Below are 16,587 nucleotides of genomic sequence, written 5' to 3'. Positions count from 1 at the left end.
TCTCCCCTTCGTGATCTAGACAATCCGAAGGATCTGCGGTGGCCGCCTCTTTGTCCCGGAAGTCCGGTTCATACACCACTTCCGTGGACGTGACCGGCGGGGACGCCGCCTGGGGTGAGGGGTGACTCTCGACGTGGACGATTGAACATGTTCGCGCTCGTTTGAGCCATGGATCGTCCCGGCCGTCGCCGCTTGACTGGGGACACACCGAGAAACCAGTCGAAGGAGACGGCAGATGTACGCGATCACCGGAGTCACCGGGCACGTCGGCGGAGCGACCGCACGGGTCCTGCGCGAGGCGAACGTTCCGTACCGTGCGGTCGTCCGCGACCCTCGCAAGGGTGCGGGCCACCCCGGGACGGCGGTCGCCGACTTCACCGACCGGACCGCCCTGGCCGCGGCGCTGCACGGGTGTGACGGGGCGTTCGTGATGCTGCCGACGCTGCCGGACGGTGGTGACGCGGCACACCGGGAACTGGCGGACACCATCGCGGCGGCGGTCGCGGACAGCGGCGTGCCGCACGTGGTGATGCTGTCGTCACTCGGGGCCGACCTGGCCGGGGGGAACGGGCCGGTCCGCTGGCTGCACCACCTGGAGAACCGGCTGCGCGACACCGGCGCCGTGGTCACCGCGATCCGGTCCCCGCACTTCCAGGAGAAGGTCGAGGACATTCTCGGCGCGGGCGTCTACCCGGTGTTCGGCGAGGCCGACGTGCCGGTGCCGATGGTGGCGACCCGGGACATCGGCGCGGTGGCGGCCGCGGCCCTGATCAGCCCGCCGGAGAAGAGCGAGGTCGTCGATCTGGAGGCGCCCGAATACACCGAGCGGGAGGTCGCCGCGGAGTTGGGCGAGGTGCTCGGCCGTACGCTCGAAGTAGTGCCTCTCCCCCAGCCGGCGTGGCTGGGCGCGCTCACCGACGCGGGTGTCCCGCCGCTGCTCGCCGCCGAACTCGTCGAGTTGTACGACGCTGCGAACCGGGGAATCCTGGAACCGCACGGCGACCGGCGGCACGTCTGCGCCACCCCGATCAGCGTGACCCTTCGAGAGTGTGTTGCGGCGACCACGACGCCAGCAGGCTGAGCGACTCGGCGGTCGGCGAGCCCGGCTCGGCGGTGTAGATCACCAGGGTCAGGCCGGGCTCGGCCCGCAGGTCCAGGCTCTCCCAGGCCAGCGTCAGATCGCCGGCGACGTGGTGCCGGAAGTGCTTCACCCCGGTCGCGTGGGTGCGCACGTTGTGCGAGCCCCACCGGCGCCGGAAGTCGTCGCTGCGGGTCGACAGCTCGCCGACCAGATCGTGCAGGCCCTTGTCGTGCGGGTCCCGGCCGGCGGCGGTGCGGATGTTCGCCACGGTCATGTCGGCGGCCAGGTTCCAGTCCGGGTAGAAGCGGTGGGCCGCGCCGTCCAGGAAGGCGAACCGGGCGAAGTTCGGCGTGGTGTCGGGGTCGGCGAACAGGTCGCTGTACATCGCCCGGGCGATGTGGTTGGTGGCCAGCAGATCCTGGCGGCCGTTGGTGACGATCGCGGGGCTGGTGATCGCCTCGACCGTCCAGCGCAGGCTGGGCCGCAGCGCCCACGGTTTCGGGCGGCGGCCGGCCCGCAGCACCGCGTTGCTGCCGTTCGCCTCGTGGGCCAGGCTGACCAGGTGGGCGCGTTCGGCCTCGTCGAGCTGCAGGGCGCGGGCGATGGCGTCGAGCACGCCGGCGGACACCCCGGCGAGCGAGCCGCGTTCGAGCTTCGCGTAGTACTCCACGCTCATCCCGGCGAGCGCGGCGACCTCGCTGCGGCGCAGCCCTTTGACCCGGCGCTGGCCACCGGCGGGCAGCCCGGCCCGCTCGGGGCTGATCTTGGCGCGGCGGGTGGTGAGGAAGTCCCGCACTTCGGCTCGGTTGTCCACATCCCCGACCGTACGTCGCCCCGCGAGAATGAGGGATGTACTGCTAATACATCCCGGTGAGCTTCTTGCGGGCCTGGGTCAGGGCGCGGCGGGTCAGGGTGGTGAACGCGCGCCGCTGCGGGGTGTCTCCGGTGAACGGCAGTTCCGCGGCGGCCGCGTTGATCGCGGCGTCGGACAGGTCCGAGCCGAGCAGGATCCGTTCGGCCGCGCGCAGCCGCACCGGGCACGGGCCGGCGTTGACCAGGCCGATCGACGCGGCGCTGACCAGGCCACCGGTCACGGTGATCGCCGCCATCGCGGCCGCCTGCGGGTAGATCGTGGTCCGGCGGTCCTCGGCGTAGCCGGTGCCGGTGCCCGGCGGCAGCACCGGCAGGCAGACCTCGACGAGCAGTTCGTCCGGTTGGCGTGCGGTCGTGAACGGCCCGGTGAAGAACTGCTCGGCCGGCACCGTACGCATCCCGCGTGGCCCGACAAGCACCATCTGCGCGCCGATCGTGACCGCGAGGGCCGGCCACTCACCCGCCGGGTTGGCGTGGGCGAGGCTGCCGAGCATCGTGCCGCGCGCCCGGACCGGCGGATGCCCGATGTGGCAGACGACGGCGCGCATCAGGTCGCCGAGCGGCCCGCCGACGGTCGGTGCCTCGAACGCCCGGTGCCGGACCAGCGGCCCGACCCGTAGCGTGCCGCCGCCGGCGTCGAGGGTGTCCAGCCCGTCCACGAAGTTGATGTCGACGACCCGCCGGGGTGGGGTGTTCGCGCTGGTCATCTCCAGGATGAGACTCTGCCCGCCGGCGAGCACCGCGGTGTCGCCGTCGGCGAGGGCGGCGAGCACCTCGTCGACACTGTTCGCGGCGACGTACTCCACCGTCGTCGGGTTCATCGAGGACCCTCCACTTTTCGGGCCGGCGTCGAGGACCGGCAGGCCGTCACATTGTCAGCCGGATCAATGTGAAACGGGGAGAATGCCACCCTTCCAGGTGACGATCGAGAGCTCGGATCCCCCGATCGGCCACTCGTCCCGGGGACGGTCCCGGTTGCTCGGCAGACTCTCCCAGCGCAACGCGTGTCCCGGGGTTCCGGACGGCTCGATGTTCACTTCCAGACCGGGATGATTGCCGCGTACGGGTTCCGCTGCCCCGCCCCGGACATGCGCGACCGGGGTCAGGTCGTCACCGGTCACCACGGTCCACGTCTCGCCGTGCACCCGTGCCTCGTGGCCGAGCAGCCGGCCGGGCAGCAGCCGGGTGCCGCGCACGTCCACTTCGAAGACGAGCGTGCCGTGACCGCCGATGTCCCAGCGCCCGGTCCAGGCGGTGATCTGCCGGACCGTCCAGCCGGTGACGGCCGGGCGGGCCACGTACAACTGGGAATGGCCCTGGTGGTCGTAGCGGTGGAACAGGATCTGGACCCGGCCGGCATGGTCGAACCCGAGTCTCGCGTTGCCGTTGAGCAGGCCGCCGCCCTCGGGGGTGGCCTCGACGACGTCGCCGCCGCCGTGCCGGAACGGTGTCGGCAGCGGCTGCCCGGACGCGGTCTCCCAGTGCACCAGGTCGGTGCTGCGGGCGTAGGTGAGCAGGCTGCAGGTGGCCGCGTCCGGAGTCGCCCGCCACACCCAGCACAGGTGGAAGCGCCCGTCCGGTCCGGCGACGGGCCCTTGGTGGTACGCGCTGAACGCCGTGCCGCCGTCGAACAGCGGCGTCGGCAGCGCCCGGCGCCAGGCCCGGGTGGCGGGGTCGTACACGGTGCCGTACGTCGAGCCCCGCCCCGAACCGCCGTCCCGGTAGGTGAAGTGCAGCGTCCCGTCGGCGGTGGTGAGGAACTGCGGGTACGTCACCGAGCGCTCGGTCGCCGGGCCGGTCATGGTCGTCACCCGCCGCAGCCCGGCCACGTCGCCGTCCGTACTGGTGAAGTAGGTCAGCGGGTCGTTGTGCATGTTGCCGGCCACGTGCAGCGAACCGTCCGCCGCGACCGCCGCGACCACGTGGTTGTGCGAGTCCCAGCCCAGCCGGGTGTCCAGCCGTTTCGTGGTCCAGCCGTCGCCCGTCTCCTGGGCGGCGCACAGCACCCGCTCCGGGTCGTAGTAGGCGACGTACCGCCGGTCCGGGGTGACGAGCAGGGCCTGGCCGACGTACATCCCGGCCCAGCACCGGCCGACCACCGTCTCCTCCACCGGTGCCGGCGGCACGTCCAGTGCCGGATGGGAGGCGACACTGCCGGGGGCATCGATGCGCATGCCCGTAGTGAAACAATTCAATGCCGGTCGCCGCAAACCCCGGCCGGTTCTCATGGCCGCCTCGGGCCCGCTGAGACAGCCATGAGAACCAGCCGGGCCAAACCGCCCACGCTCGGGCGGTAAGGCCGAAAGGCCAAGGTCATCCCTTTCATCCGTTCACGCGGCACCGGGCACGGTGCGTGACGTTCCAGGCGCGGGCCCACCTCTCACCACCCGCCGGCGATCACCCACGGTGGTCGATAGATAGCAATGCAGTGATGATCCGCACCGTCGATCGAGGGTGTCGGATTTGATCGCCACCCGACTAATATCCACGAGCATCGAATCGATAGATGTCAGTTGGGGGACGGGCATTGAAGATCTCAGGCAGACGTAACCTCCGGCGGTCGGCGACGATCGCCACGATCGGGGCCACCGTGGTGGCGCTCGCGGCCCCGGGGGCGGCCGCGCAGGCCCCGGCGAACCCGGCCGACCGCGCGTACGCGCAGATCGCCGCGCTCCAGCAGCTCAAGAAGTCGCTGACACCGGCCGAGCGCAAACTCGACAGCCGGCTCGCGATCGAGCTGCGCAGACGTGACGGCAAGGTGGCGGCGAACACGCTGCCGAAGCTCTCCACCGGCGTCCAGGTCTCGGCCGCCGGGAAGACCGAGGTGGCGGTACGGGCGGGCAAGGTCACCGACGATCTGGTGAACCGCCTGCGCGGGACCGGCGCCGGGATCCGGCACGCGTCCAAGGACACGGTCCTCGTCGAGGCGCCGCTGACCGCGCTCCCGACGATCGCCGGGTGGAGCGACGTGGCCGAGGTCAGCCTCAAGACCGGGCGGATCAGCAGCCACGAGACGGATCCGCGGAAACGCCCGGAAGCGGACACGAAGGAGGCGAAGGCCGCACGGATCGAGTCCGCCGTACAGCAGGCTCAGAAGCAGGCGCAAGCCAAGGCGACCGCGACCGCCGCGCCCACCCAGGGCGCCGCCGTCTCCGAAGGAGACCGTGCGCACGCCGCCGACACCGCCCGGACCAGGTACAAGGTGACCGGCGTCGGGGTCAAGATCTGCGCCCTGTCCGACGGCGTGGACTCCCTGGCCGCCTCGCAGGCCACCGGTGACCTGCCGGCCGTCGACGTGCTGCCGGGCCAGGAGGGCTCCGGCGACGAGGGCACCGCGATGCTGGAGATCATCCACGACCTCGCGCCGAAGGCGGAACTCGGCTTCGCGACCGCGTTCACCAGTGAGGCGAGCTTCGCGGAGAACATTCGCGCGCTGCGGTTCACCGGCGATTGCGACATCATCGTCGACGACGTCGTCTACTACCACGAGAGCCCCTTCCAGGACGGGCTCCCGGCGCAGGCGGTCAACGCGGTCACCGCGGACGGCGCGTTCTACTTCAGCTCGGCCGGCAACGAGGGCAACACCATCGACGGCACGTCCGGCAACTGGGAGGGCGACTTCACCGGCTCCGGCCGGGGCGTCGGCAAGTTCGCCGGGGACGCGCACGACTTCGACCCGGGCGCGGGCGTGCAGGTGTTCAACCCGCTGTCGCCGAACAGCGCCGGCCGGGTCACCACCCTGTGGTGGGCGGATCCGCTGCTCGGGTCGGCCAACGACTACGACCTGTACCTGTTCAACTCTGCCGGTGACGTCACGACCTTCTCGCAGGACACCCAGGACGGCGACGACGACCCGTGGGAGGCCCTGCAGACCGGGGCCGGCAGCGGTCAGAGGCTCGCCGTGGTGAAGTTCGCGGGCGCGAACCGGTACCTCCAGCTGTCGGTGTTCCGCGGCCGGTTCGCCGACTCGGCGGACGGGCTCAAGGGCTTCTCCACACCCGGCGTGACCCGCGGCCACAACTCGGCCGAGCAGGCGTTCTCGGTGGCGGCGGCGCCCGCGGCCACGCCGTTGCCGTTCGCTCTGGAGACCGGCGACCCGGAGAACCCGACCGGGCCGTACCCGAACGTCTTCACCAGGCAGTCCAAGCCGGAACGCTTCACCTCGGACGGTCCGCGGCGGGTGTTCTTCAACGCCGACGGCACCCCGATCACCCCGGGCAACTTCTCCTCCACCGGCGGGAAGGTCCGCGCCAAACCGCAGATCACCGCGGCCGACGGCGTGTCCACGACGGTCCCCGATTTCGAGACCTTCTACGGTACGTCCGCCGCCGCACCGCACGCCGCCGCGATCGCCGGTCTGGTCCTCTCCGGCAACCCGGGCACCACCGGCGCCGAGATCCGGGCCGCGCTCACCGGCACCGCGCTGGACCTGGCCCCGGCCGAGTACGACAACCGCACCGGGTACGGCGTGATCCGCGCCGACCTGGTGCTGCGCAACACCGGCGCCACCCCGCAGCCGCTGGTCCGGGCCGGCACGCCGACGGTCACCCCGGTCACCGGCGACGGCGACGCCTATCTGGAGCCGGGTGAGAACGCGACGGTGTCCGTGCCCGCCGAGAACGTCGGCGACGGCACGGCCACCGGCGTCAACGTGGTGGTGGAGTCGGCCGACCCGGGGGTGACGGTGACGCCGCGGGCCCGCTCGTACGGCGCCATCGCCGCCGGCGCCACCAAGTCGCGGGACTACACGCTCAAGCTGGACGCCGGGTATCCGCTCGGCCGGCCGGTGAAGCTGTCGGTGCGCGTCACGTTCGCCGGCATCCTGTCCCCGACCGCCACCGAACTGCTCGTGCCGGTCGGCCAGGTGTCCACGACGGTACGGGACTTCGCCTACACCGGCCCGGTCGTCCCGATCCCGGACAACGACGTGGCCGGCGCGTCCGCCAGCGTGGACGTCAGCGGCGTCGGGTACGCCTCGTCGCTGACCTTCTCCGTCGACGGCACCGAGTGCAGCGCGGTCCAGGGCTCGACCACCGTCGGCATCGACCACTCCTGGGTCGGTGACCTGACCGCCACCCTGACCGCACCGGACGGCAGGTCCATCGCCCTGTTCAGCCGGGACGGCGGCGGCGGCAACAACCTGTGCCAGGTGATCTTCGACGACGCGGCCACGGCGGCGTTCTCGTCGGTGACCTCGTCGGGCGCGCCGTACACCGGCACGTGGCGGCCGGACGGATCACTGACCTCGCTGCGGTCCGCTCCGGTCGACGGCACGTGGACGCTGCACGTGACCGACGGCGCCAACTCCGACACCGGCTCCATCCGCTCCTTCTCCCTGCACGCCACCGGCTTCGAGCCGGCGTAACCCCGAGAGCGTGTGGACTTCGGGCGCTATGCGCGCCCGAAGTCCACACGCTGTTCTGCGGGCTAGCGGAACACGCGGTCGAGCTGGGCGTCGACCAGGGCCAGGGCCTCGGACGGCTGGTAGAGGCCGATCAGGATCGGGCCGACCAGCCCCTGCGACAGCCAGTAGAGGGCGGGCGCCTCCACGTCCGGGTCGATGCCGTCGCGGAGTTCGCCGAGGCGGGCGGCCTCCCGGAACCCGGCGACGGACACCGTCAGGATGCGGCTGTAGCCGTCGCGGAGCTGCTGGGCGTACTCCGGGGTGACGGTCGCCGCGGCGTAGAAGGCGACGTTCACGCAGGCCTCCTCCCGGCCGGGCGCGTCGACCGGCAGCATCACCGCGGTGGCGGCGCGGACCAGCTCACGGCGGGTCGGCTCGTGCAGGGCGGCGAGGGTGGCCTGCAGGCGCGCGTTCACCCGGGCGCGCATGTGCGACAGCGCGAACATCAGCATCTGCTGCTTGGCCGGGAAGTAGTGCTGCACGGTGCCCATCGAGAAACCGGCCTGCTCGGCGACGTCACGCAGGCTGACCGCCTCGAACCCGCGGGCGCCGATGACGGCGAAGACCGCTTCGGCCAGGACACGGCGGCGCTCTTCATGGTCGACCACTTTCGGCATGCCCCCGAATTTATCTCATGCGCTCGCATTGCGACCGAGCCCGATCCCTCGTTATCATGCGAGTGCATGAAAAAGATGGGAGACAGCGATGGGCATCGAGTACGCCGTCAACGGTGACGCCAGGATCGCCTACGAGACGTTCGGGACCGGCGGTGAGCCGCTGCTGCTGGTTCTGGGGCTGGACTATCAGATGGTCTGGTGGCCCGACGCGTTCTGCGAGCGCCTGGTCCAGGCGGGCTACCACGTCGCGCGGTACGACAACCGGGACACCGGACTGTCCACGCACTACCCGGAGCCGGCCGGCGGCAGCCCGTGGAAGGCGCTGCTGGGCCGCACCCGCCCGCTCTACACGATGACCGACATGGTCGGTGACGGTCTGGCCGTGATGGACGCGCTCGGCTGGAGGAGCGCGCACGTCTTCGGTGGCGCGTCGGCGATCCCGCAGGCCATGGCGTTGCAGCATCCCGAGCGGGTGCGCGGCCTGACGCTGGGCATGAGCAGCCCGGCCACCGCGGGCGTCCTGCAGATCCTGCGCTACCTCAAGTTCGGCATCTACCGCGAGCTGCGCAACCTGCCGAAGGCGACCACACCGGAACAGGAGATCGACAACCTGGTCGCGATGTACCGGGCGCAGGCCTCCCCCGGCTATCCGTTCCCGGAGCAGTGGGTCCGCGAGGCGGCGACGCTCAGCCACCAGCGGGCGCCCCGGGACCCCCGCACCACCCAGCGGCACCTGGCCGCCGGCCGCGCCGTGAAACTGCCGCCGCTCTCCCGCATCACCGCGCCCACGCTGGTCATCGCCGGCGCCGAGGATCCGATGCTGAAACCGAGCGCGGGCCGTGACCTGGCCGCCCAGATCCCCGGCGCCGCGTTCATCGAATATCCCGGCGTCGGCCACGACTGGCCGGAGGAGATCTGGGACGACGTGATCGCCCGCATGCCCCGTCCCGCCGGGCTCAGCCGGTGACGCCGAGCCGGGCCCGGGCCGGTTGCGAGCGGATTGCACCGACCTTTCGGCACAGCGTTGCCGAAAGGTTGCCGGCCTCAAGGCAGCCCGGCCCGGCCCGACGGTAGACACGAGGGGCGCAGGGAGTGTTCCCGGGAAGGGCGTGAATGTTCGGCGGGCGGAGCACCCAGACCATCTCGAAGCTGCACGGCGAGCTCAGCGAGGCCGGCACCGATGTGCAGGCGGTCACCGAGATCGTGCGGGCGATGGAGAAGGCAGCCACTCCGGAGGAGGCGATCAGGACGGCGCTGCGGCTGGTCCGCGAACGCTTCGGCTGGGAATACAGCTCGTACTGGCAGCTGGACAACACCACCCGCACGCTGCGCTTCGCCCAGGAGAGCGGCACCGTCAACGACGAGTTCCGGGCGGTGACGTTGCAGGCCTCCTTCGCCGAGGGCGTGGGCCTGTCCGGCCGGGCCTGGCGCACCCGTGACCTGGTCTTCGTCCGCAACCTCGCCGACGTGAGCGACTGTGTGCGGGCGCCCGCCGCGACCCGGGCCGGGGTCCGCAGCGGAATCTGCTTCCCCGTCATCGAGAACGGCGCCGTCGTGGGCACCATGGACTTCTTCGCCACCGCCGAGATGCACCCCTCGGACAACCGGTTGGCGGTCCTGCGGGCGATCGGCGTGCTGATCTCCGGGGCGCTGATGCGCCTGCGCGAGGCGGGCCGGCAGGAGAAGGCGGCGCAGGACACCGAGGCCGTCTCCACGGTCATCCGCCAGATGACCCAGGCCGGTAGCCGGGACGAGGCGCTGCGCTGCGCGCTGGAGACCATCCGCAAGGAGTTCGACTGGCAGTACGGCTCCTTCTGGCACCTGGACGAGCAGGCTCAGGTGCTGCGGTTCGCCCTGGAGTCAGGTGACGCGGGCGCGCAGTTCCGGGAGGTCACGATGTCCGCGTCGTTCGCTCGCGGGGTCGGCCTGTCCGGCCGCACGTGGGACCGGGGCGACCTGGTCTTCGTCGAGGACCTCGGCGAGCTGACCGACTGTGTACGGCGCCCGGCCGCCCAGGCGGTGGGTGTGAAGTCCGGGGTGTGCCTGCCGATCAAGGTCGGTGGCCGCATCGTCGGCACGATGGACTTCTTCGCCACCCGCACCCTGGTCATGTACCCCGGCCGGGAGAGCGCGCTGCGCAACACCGCCTTCCTCGTCGGGCAGGCGCTGGAGCGCTTCGTGTCGACCGAACAGCTGCACAGCGCCGGCCGGGAGTTGCTGGACTCCATCGGCGAGGTGGAACGCAACGTCAGCTCGGCCTCGAGCGTGGCCGCGCGTGGCGAGCGACTGGCCATGGAGGCCAACGAGCACGTGGCGGCACTGGGCCGGGCCAGTGCTGAGATCAACAACGTGGTCCGCGACATCCAGACCATCGCGGCGCAGACCAAGCTGCTGGCACTCAACGCCACGATCGAGGCGGCCCGGGCCGGCGAGTCCGGCAAGGGCTTCGCGGTGGTCGCCGGCGAGGTCAAGGAGCTGTCCACCGAGACCGAACGGGCCACCGATGAGGTCCACGCCAAGGTGATCGCCATCCAGGCCGCCGTCGAGGCCGTCACCGCCTCGCTGGCCCAGATCCACACCGCCGTCGACGAGATCAACCAGACTCAGCACCTGATCGGCGATGTCCTCAAGGAACAGGTGGCTGTCACCGACGCGATCCTCGTCTGACCGGTAGCGGCAGAATGAAGCTGTGACGGGTGGCGCAGAACAACTCTCGCCGGTGCAACGGCAGCTCCTGGAGCGGTGGCTGCCGTCGGCCCGGATCTTGCGGGACCACAGCTGGGGCGTGGTGGAGACCACGGTTCTGGAGGTGGTCCACGGTGGTGAGCGGTTCATCGTCAAGGCCGGTGGGGACACCGACCACCACATCGCGCGGGAGATCACCGCCCATCGGCACTGGCTGACGCCGTGGACCAGCCGGGGGCGGACGCCGGTGATGCGGCACGGTGACGAGAAGGCGAAGATCCTCGTCTGCACGTACCTGCCGGGGAATCTGGTGCTGGACACCGAGGAGCAGCGGAAGCCGGAGACGTTCCGGCAGGCGGGCGAACTGCTCGCGCTGCTGCACGGCCAGGCCGCGGGCACCGACGACTACGAACGCCGCGAGAACGGCAAGTCGTGGAAAGCCCTGGACGGGCCGCACCGGATCGCCGCGCCCGTCGTGGAACGGCTCCGGGCCCTGATCCGGTCGTGGCCGGAGCCGGCCACCCCGGTCGTTCCGACGCACGGTGACTGGCAGCCCCGCAACTGGCTCAGTCACGACGGCACGGTCGGTGTCATCGACTTCGGGCGGGCGGCGCTGCGGCCCGCCTACACCGATCTCGGCCGCCTCGAGGTCCAGGACTTCCGCGACGATCCGAGCCTGGGAGAGGCTTTCTTCGAGGGGTACGGGTCCGACCCGCGCGAGTCCGCCGCCTTCCGTCGCAACCTGTTACGGGAGGGCATCGGCACCGCCTGCTGGGCGTACCTCCACGGCATCGACGATTTCGAGGCCCAGGGCCACCGCATGATCGCCGAGGCCCTGGCGACCATGGCCTAGTCGCCGAGCTTCGGCAGGGTCGAGGCGCCGTTGTCGACGAAGGTGAAGGTGGTCGTCAGCGGGGCGTCGCCGAGCTCCTGGGCGATGATCCCGTACTGCGGGGAGAGCTGCAGGAACGCGTCCCCGTTGGCGATCGAGTAGTTCTTGCCCCGGACGGGGTCGATCGTGAACAGCTGGTCGGCCTTGCCGGCGTCGCACGCCGTGGCCGCGACGGTCAGCGGGTTGCTGCCGTTGGTCTTGATGTACAGGCAGAGCGGCTCGCCGCCGGACACCACCTTCGCGGTCTTGATCAGGTACTTGCCGCTGGCCGGTGTCAGGACGAACAGGGTGTGGTCGGCCTCGCCGTCGATCGTGGTGAGACGGCCCTTGTCGAGAGCGACGATCGACTCGGTGCTCTGCACGGGCCTGATGACGACCTGCCGTTTGCCCGCGAGGATCGGGTCGCCGGCGGTGGCCGTACCCCCACTGCTCCTGCTCTTGGTCGGCGCAGCCGAGGGCGTGGAGGCGGTGGGGGCAGCAGTGGTGGCGGTGGCGGTGGCGGTGGCGGACGTGGGGGCCGCGGCGGGCTTCGTGGAGGAGGTGCTGCTGGAGCAGGCCTGCTGGGTCAGGGCAACGGCGGCGACGGCAGCGACGGTGTAGATCTTCCGGTGGCGCAAGGCGTTCCCCTCATCGTGAACTCGTTCGTCGCCATTGATCTTCGACCAGCCGCGTCCCCGCGGAATCACGGATTCGTGCCGCCTGGTTCGGCGCCGGTGAGGCGGTCGCCGAGAGGGCTGCGGCGGTACAGCACCGAGCGCCCGGCACGGGTCCGGATCAGCAGGCCGCTGCCGTGCAGCACCCGCAGGTGCTGGGAGATCGCGCCCGGCGTGACACCGAGACGGCGGGCCAGGTCGGTGGTGGTCAGCTCCTCGGCGAGCAGAGCGAGAAGACGAGCCTTGGGTACGCCGACCAGCGCCGGCAGGGTCCCGGGGAGAACCGGCGCGGGTGGCTGCCACAGGTCGGCGATGCCGCGGGCCGGGTAGGACAGCCACGGCGGCTCGTCCGGGCTCATCGGCGGGATCGGCTTGTAGGCGAAGACCGACGGCAGCAGCAGGAGACCCCGGCCGGCCGCCAGCACCCGGTGCCTGCCGATCATCTTGTCGATGCGGACCGTCCCCTGATCCCACGTCACGTTCGGGTGCAGGTCCTCGAAGAGCGCGCGGGCGCCGCCGACCGCGAGCCGCCGCGCCCGGTAGGTGGTGTCGGCCTCCAGCACCAGGCGCATCCGGGGCCAGAACTCCCTCATCGACGCCGCCCAGTAACGCTCCAGCGCGGCGGCGAGATCGGGGAGCGTGGCCGTGCGCAGGACCGCCGGGACCGGGCCGGGCCGATGGGTGGCCGCGAGGTCGCGGGCGACGATGTCCGGTGGGGTCCGGCGTACCTCCGTCAGCTCCTCCTCGAAGGACGGCGTGAACAAGTCCGGCCGCGGGGTGAGGAAATCCGGCAGCCCGCGCGCCTCGCCGACCAGCGCCAGCAGCAGCCGCAGGTCATCGGCCCCGACGGCGGCGAGCGCGGCCCGGCGCCACGGCAGGTGCAGGGTGTAGCGGCCGGGGTCGCGCAGCGCCCAGAGGCTGAACACCAGCTCCTGGATCGGCGAGATCGCGAAGCGGGTGTCGGCCAGGTCGTCGGCGCTCAGCTCGTACTCGATCATTCAGCTCCACCCTAAATCCATTCGCCCCGATCCGCCGAGGCGCTGGACTTCCCCCATGAGATCGAGCGCGGTTCTCCTCCTCGCGACCGTCTGCGGCGTGGCGGTCGGCAACGTCTACTTCCCGCAGGCCACCGGCCCGGCGATCGCGGCCGGCATGCACGTCTCCGGCGACGCGGCGGCCGCGGTGGTCACCGCGACCCAGTTCGGGTACGCGGCCGGGCTGTTCCTGCTCGTGCCGCTCGGCGACCGGCTGCCGCACCGCCGGCTGCTCACCACCCTGCTCACGGTGACCGGCACACTGCTGATCACCGCGAGCCTGATGCCGGCGCTGCGCCCGCTCGTGGCCCTGGGCGTGCTGATCGGCACGGCCACGGTGGTGGCGCCGATCGTCGGCCCGATGGTGGCCGCGCTGGTGCCGCCGGACCGCCGCGGCATCACCGGTGGCCTGCTGCTCAGCGGCGGCACCGGCGGCATGTTGCTGTCCCGCACGTTCAGCGGCTACCTCGCCGAGTGGTACGGGTGGCAGGCCCCGTACCTCCTGTTCGGTCTGCTGACCCTCGCGCTCGTGCCGCTGACCGCCCGGGTCGTGCCGCGCACCGAGCCCGGCACCCGCCTGACGTACCCCGCCCTGCTCCTCGAACCGGTGCGGCTGCTGTTCCGGGAGCCGCTGCTGCGCCGGTCGGCCGGCTGTCAGGCGGCCGTGTTCGCCGGTTTCTCCGCCACCTGGACGTGTGTGGCGCTGCTGCTGACCGGCCCGTCCTACGGCTACGACGGGCACGCCGTCGGCCTGCTCGCGCTGGTCAACGTCGCGACCGTGGTCGTCATCCCGTTCGCCGGGCGGCTGGCCGACCGGCGCGGCCCCGACCTGGTGACGCTGATCTGTGCCGCCGCCGTCCTGGTCGCGGCGGCCCTGCTGGCCCTCGGCGACGGCCGGATCGGCTGGCTGATCGCCGGCACCCTGGTCCTCGACGTGGCGATGCAGTCCGGCACGGTCGGCAACCAGGTCCGGTTCTACGCTCTCGGGCGGGCACGGCTGAGCCGCCTGAACACCGCGTACATGACCTGCGCGTACCTCGGTGGCGCGCTCGGGTCGTGGGTGGGGGTGCGCTGCTTCACCGCGTACGGCTGGCACGGTGTCTGCGGCCTGGTCGCCGTGCTCGCCGTGACCGTCCTGCTCACCGTGCGCCGCCGCACCGGGAGCACCGAGCGCCGGCCGTCGCTCAGGCCGGTCAAGCCCGCCTCATAACCTGCCTGAGCGACGGCTCACGGGTCAGCGCTGCCGCCGTTCCACCGGGACAATGCGCCGATGGAGTCGTTCACCGCCGTCTTCGGACCGCGCCGACCAGTCAGTGATCTTGGTGCGCTCCGTCCTAGCGCAAGGCCGGTGACGCCACCCAGGATGGCAGGATGAGCGAGCACTTCGACGTTCTGATCGTCGGGGCCGGCATCTCCGGCATCGGCGCGGGGCGCTACCTGACGACCGAGCTGCCGGGCAAGAGCTTCGCCATCCTGGAGGCGCGGGGCGCGTCCGGCGGCACCTGGGACCTGTTCCGCTATCCCGGCATCAGGTCCGATTCGGATCTGCACACCTTCGGGTACGAGTTCAAGCCCTGGCGGGACGAGGAGTCGATCGCGGACGCGCCGCGGATCCTGTCGTACCTGCGTGAGACCGCCACCGAGAACGGCCTCGACCAGCACATCCGTTACCACCACCGGGTCGTCGCCGCGTCCTGGTCGTCGACGCGGGCCCGGTGGACCGTCACCCTCGCCGACGGTGGCACGCTGACCTGCGGCTGGCTGTTCTCAGCGAGCGGCTACTACCGGTACGACGAGGGCTTCACCCCGCACTTTCCGGGCCGGGAGCGGTTCGGCGGGCCGATCGTGCACCCGCAGCACTGGCCGGAGGACCTCGACCACGCGGGCAAGCGGGTTCTGGTGATCGGCAGCGGCGCGACAGCTGTCACGCTGGTCCCGGCGATGGCACGGACGGCGGGGCACGTGACGATGCTGCAGCGGACGCCCACGTACATCCTGCCCGTCCCGAAGAAGGACGTGATCGCCAACGCGCTGAAGAAGCGGCTCGGCCCGGAGCGCGGCTACGCCTGGACCCGCCGCAAGAACATCGCCCAGCAGAAGGCGATCTGGTGGTTCTGCCAGCGGTTCCCCACCGCGGCCCGCAAGGTCATCCGCTGGGTCAACGTCAAGCAGCTGCCCGCCGGGTATCCGGTCGACGAGCACTTCAACCCGCCGTACGGGCCGTGGGACCAGCGGTTGTGCGCGGTTCCCGACGGCGACCTGTTCCGGGCGATCCGCTCCGGGCGGGCGTCGGTGGTCACCGACCGGATCGCCACGTTCACCGAGTCGGGCGTACGCCTGGAATCCGGCCGGGAGATCGACGCCGACGTCATCGTGACCGCCACCGGCCTGAACGTGCAGGCGTTCGGCGGGGTCCCGATCACCGTCGACGGCGTCCCGGTCGACCTGTCCGGCACCGTCGCCTACAAGGGCATGATGCTGTCCGGTGTGCCGAACCTGGCCTACGCCATCGGCTACACCAACTCGTCGTGGACGCTCAAGGTCGGCCTGCTCTGCGAGCACTTCTGCCGGCTGCTGGCCCACATGGACGCCCACGGGCACACCGTCTGCCGTCCCGAGGTCGCCGACCCGTCCATGCCGACCCGGCCGTTCCTGGACTTCGGCGCCGGCTACATCACGCGGGCCGTCGACCGGCTGCCCCGGCAGGGCGACCGGATGCCGTGGCGAACGTCCATGAACTATCAGTCCGACGTGAAGCTGCTGCGCGCGGACAGCGTCACCGATCCTGAGCTGCACTTCTCCTGAGACTCCTCTGGGGTTGCTCGGGGAGAACCCGCGGTTCTTCTGGGGTGTCTCCCGTATTGCTGCCAGCGTCCGGGGTCCTGAACCATTCAAGGTATGGCGGGGTTCACCCTTCTGAGAGGCGCCGGCGAAAAAGTGTCGTACCCCCGGCATAGCGTCAGCGATGAGAAGCCCATCCAGACGGCCACCCGGCCCGAATAGACAGCGTCGAGCACGTCCCGCGAAGGAGGAGCCATCATGAACGCCACGACCCCCGCACTGACCGCCGCCCGAGCGGAAGCCCTGTTCACCACCGGTCTGGCCACCGGGAGCCGGCCGACCTTCGAGGTCGTCGACGACGCGATCCGGGCCACCGTCCGCGCGCACGGCGGCGTCCGCGGATGTGCCGGCGACGTCGCCGCCGAATACGGCGACCATCCGGAGCTGGCCGTTCCCCGCATGCGCTGGGCCCTCGAGATCGTCGCCCTGCGCTACCCGCGCCGGTCCCGCGCCACCCGCCTGCACGGCTGGGCCCTGGTCGCTTGACGAGCCTGAGCCCGCCCGCGG

At 71.3% G+C, this 16,587-nt stretch carries 14 protein-coding genes and 1 pseudogene; 9 read left to right on the top strand and 6 right to left on the bottom strand.

The window, feature by feature from the left end:
- Positions 1-235 precede the first annotated feature (235 nt).
- Positions 236-1,081, top strand: coding sequence for an NAD(P)H-binding protein (locus tag ACZ3II_RS40800; protein WP_465525723.1), 846 nt, complete (start codon positions 236-238; stop codon positions 1,079-1,081).
- On the opposite strand, the gene ACZ3II_RS40795 is transcribed toward ACZ3II_RS40800, so the two are convergent.
- The 3 genes from ACZ3II_RS40795 to ACZ3II_RS40785 all read right to left on the bottom strand — a co-directional run bounded on the left by ACZ3II_RS40795 (position 1,029) and on the right by ACZ3II_RS40785 (position 4,128).
- Entirely contained in the window at positions 1,029-1,895 is an 867-nt protein-coding gene (locus ACZ3II_RS40795; protein ID WP_465525721.1) for a helix-turn-helix transcriptional regulator, read from the bottom strand. The two genes, ACZ3II_RS40800 and ACZ3II_RS40795, sit on opposite strands and share 53 nt — an antisense overlap.
- 43 nt (positions 1,896-1,938) lie before the next feature.
- Positions 1,939-2,775: an FAD binding domain-containing protein gene (locus ACZ3II_RS40790; RefSeq protein ID WP_465525719.1), complete on the bottom strand. Its 837-nt coding sequence runs from the start codon at positions 2,773-2,775 to the stop codon at positions 1,939-1,941.
- 63 nt (positions 2,776-2,838) lie between these two features.
- Positions 2,839-4,128: a BNR repeat-containing protein gene (locus ACZ3II_RS40785; protein ID WP_465525717.1), complete on the bottom strand. Its 1,290-nt coding sequence runs from the start codon at positions 4,126-4,128 to the stop codon at positions 2,839-2,841.
- Between the two features lie 353 nt (positions 4,129-4,481).
- Here ACZ3II_RS40785 and ACZ3II_RS40780 point away from each other — a divergent pair, with 353 nt between their 5' ends.
- Positions 4,482-7,319: a S8 family serine peptidase gene (locus tag ACZ3II_RS40780; RefSeq protein WP_465525715.1), complete on the top strand. Its 2,838-nt coding sequence runs from the start codon at positions 4,482-4,484 to the stop codon at positions 7,317-7,319.
- A 62-nt stretch (positions 7,320-7,381) separates the two neighbouring features.
- On the opposite strand, the gene ACZ3II_RS40775 is transcribed toward ACZ3II_RS40780, so the two are convergent.
- Positions 7,382-7,975: a TetR/AcrR family transcriptional regulator gene (locus tag ACZ3II_RS40775; protein WP_465525713.1), complete on the bottom strand. Its 594-nt coding sequence runs from the start codon at positions 7,973-7,975 to the stop codon at positions 7,382-7,384.
- 88 nt (positions 7,976-8,063) lie between these two features.
- Here ACZ3II_RS40775 and ACZ3II_RS40770 point away from each other — a divergent pair, with 88 nt between their 5' ends.
- The 4 genes and pseudogenes from ACZ3II_RS40770 (at position 8,064) to ACZ3II_RS40755 (ending at position 11,513) form a co-directional block, all read left to right on the top strand.
- Positions 8,064-8,942, top strand: coding sequence for an alpha/beta fold hydrolase (locus ACZ3II_RS40770; protein WP_465525711.1), 879 nt, complete (start codon positions 8,064-8,066; stop codon positions 8,940-8,942).
- A gap of 146 nt (positions 8,943-9,088) precedes the next feature.
- A pseudogene (locus ACZ3II_RS40765) lies at positions 9,089-10,135 on the top strand (GAF domain-containing protein); the annotation flags it as partial.
- Positions 10,136-10,267: 132 nt separating this feature from the next.
- On the top strand, positions 10,268-10,642 hold the full coding sequence (locus ACZ3II_RS40760; RefSeq protein ID WP_465525731.1) for a methyl-accepting chemotaxis protein: 375 nt from the start codon (positions 10,268-10,270) through the stop codon (positions 10,640-10,642).
- 22 nt (positions 10,643-10,664) lie between these two features.
- Positions 10,665-11,513, top strand: coding sequence for a phosphotransferase (locus tag ACZ3II_RS40755; protein WP_465525709.1), 849 nt, complete (start codon positions 10,665-10,667; stop codon positions 11,511-11,513).
- On the opposite strand, the gene ACZ3II_RS40750 is transcribed toward ACZ3II_RS40755, so the two are convergent.
- Entirely contained in the window at positions 11,510-12,169 is a 660-nt protein-coding gene (locus ACZ3II_RS40750) for a hypothetical protein (protein ID WP_465525708.1), read from the bottom strand. The two genes, ACZ3II_RS40755 and ACZ3II_RS40750, sit on opposite strands and share 4 nt — an antisense overlap.
- 65 nt (positions 12,170-12,234) lie before the next feature.
- Entirely contained in the window at positions 12,235-13,203 is a 969-nt protein-coding gene (locus ACZ3II_RS40745; RefSeq protein ID WP_465525706.1) for an ArsR/SmtB family transcription factor, read from the bottom strand.
- A 55-nt stretch (positions 13,204-13,258) separates the two neighbouring features.
- Here ACZ3II_RS40745 and ACZ3II_RS40740 point away from each other — a divergent pair, with 55 nt between their 5' ends.
- The 3 genes from ACZ3II_RS40740 to ACZ3II_RS40730 all read left to right on the top strand — a co-directional run bounded on the left by ACZ3II_RS40740 (position 13,259) and on the right by ACZ3II_RS40730 (position 16,566).
- A complete protein-coding gene (locus ACZ3II_RS40740; protein ID WP_465525704.1) occupies positions 13,259-14,449 on the top strand; it encodes an MFS transporter in 1,191 nt (396 codons plus the stop codon).
- Between the two features lie 161 nt (positions 14,450-14,610).
- Positions 14,611-16,044, top strand: coding sequence for a flavin-containing monooxygenase (locus ACZ3II_RS40735; RefSeq protein ID WP_465525702.1), 1,434 nt, complete (start codon positions 14,611-14,613; stop codon positions 16,042-16,044).
- Positions 16,045-16,278: 234 nt separating this feature from the next.
- Positions 16,279-16,566, top strand: a complete 288-nt coding sequence (locus ACZ3II_RS40730; RefSeq protein ID WP_465525701.1) for a hypothetical protein — start codon at positions 16,279-16,281, stop codon at positions 16,564-16,566.
- The last annotated feature ends 21 nt before the right edge of the window (positions 16,567-16,587 follow it).

This window comes from Actinoplanes sp. NPDC019969 (genome assembly GCF_055562375.1).
This window is presented reverse-complemented; position numbering and strand designations above follow the sequence as displayed.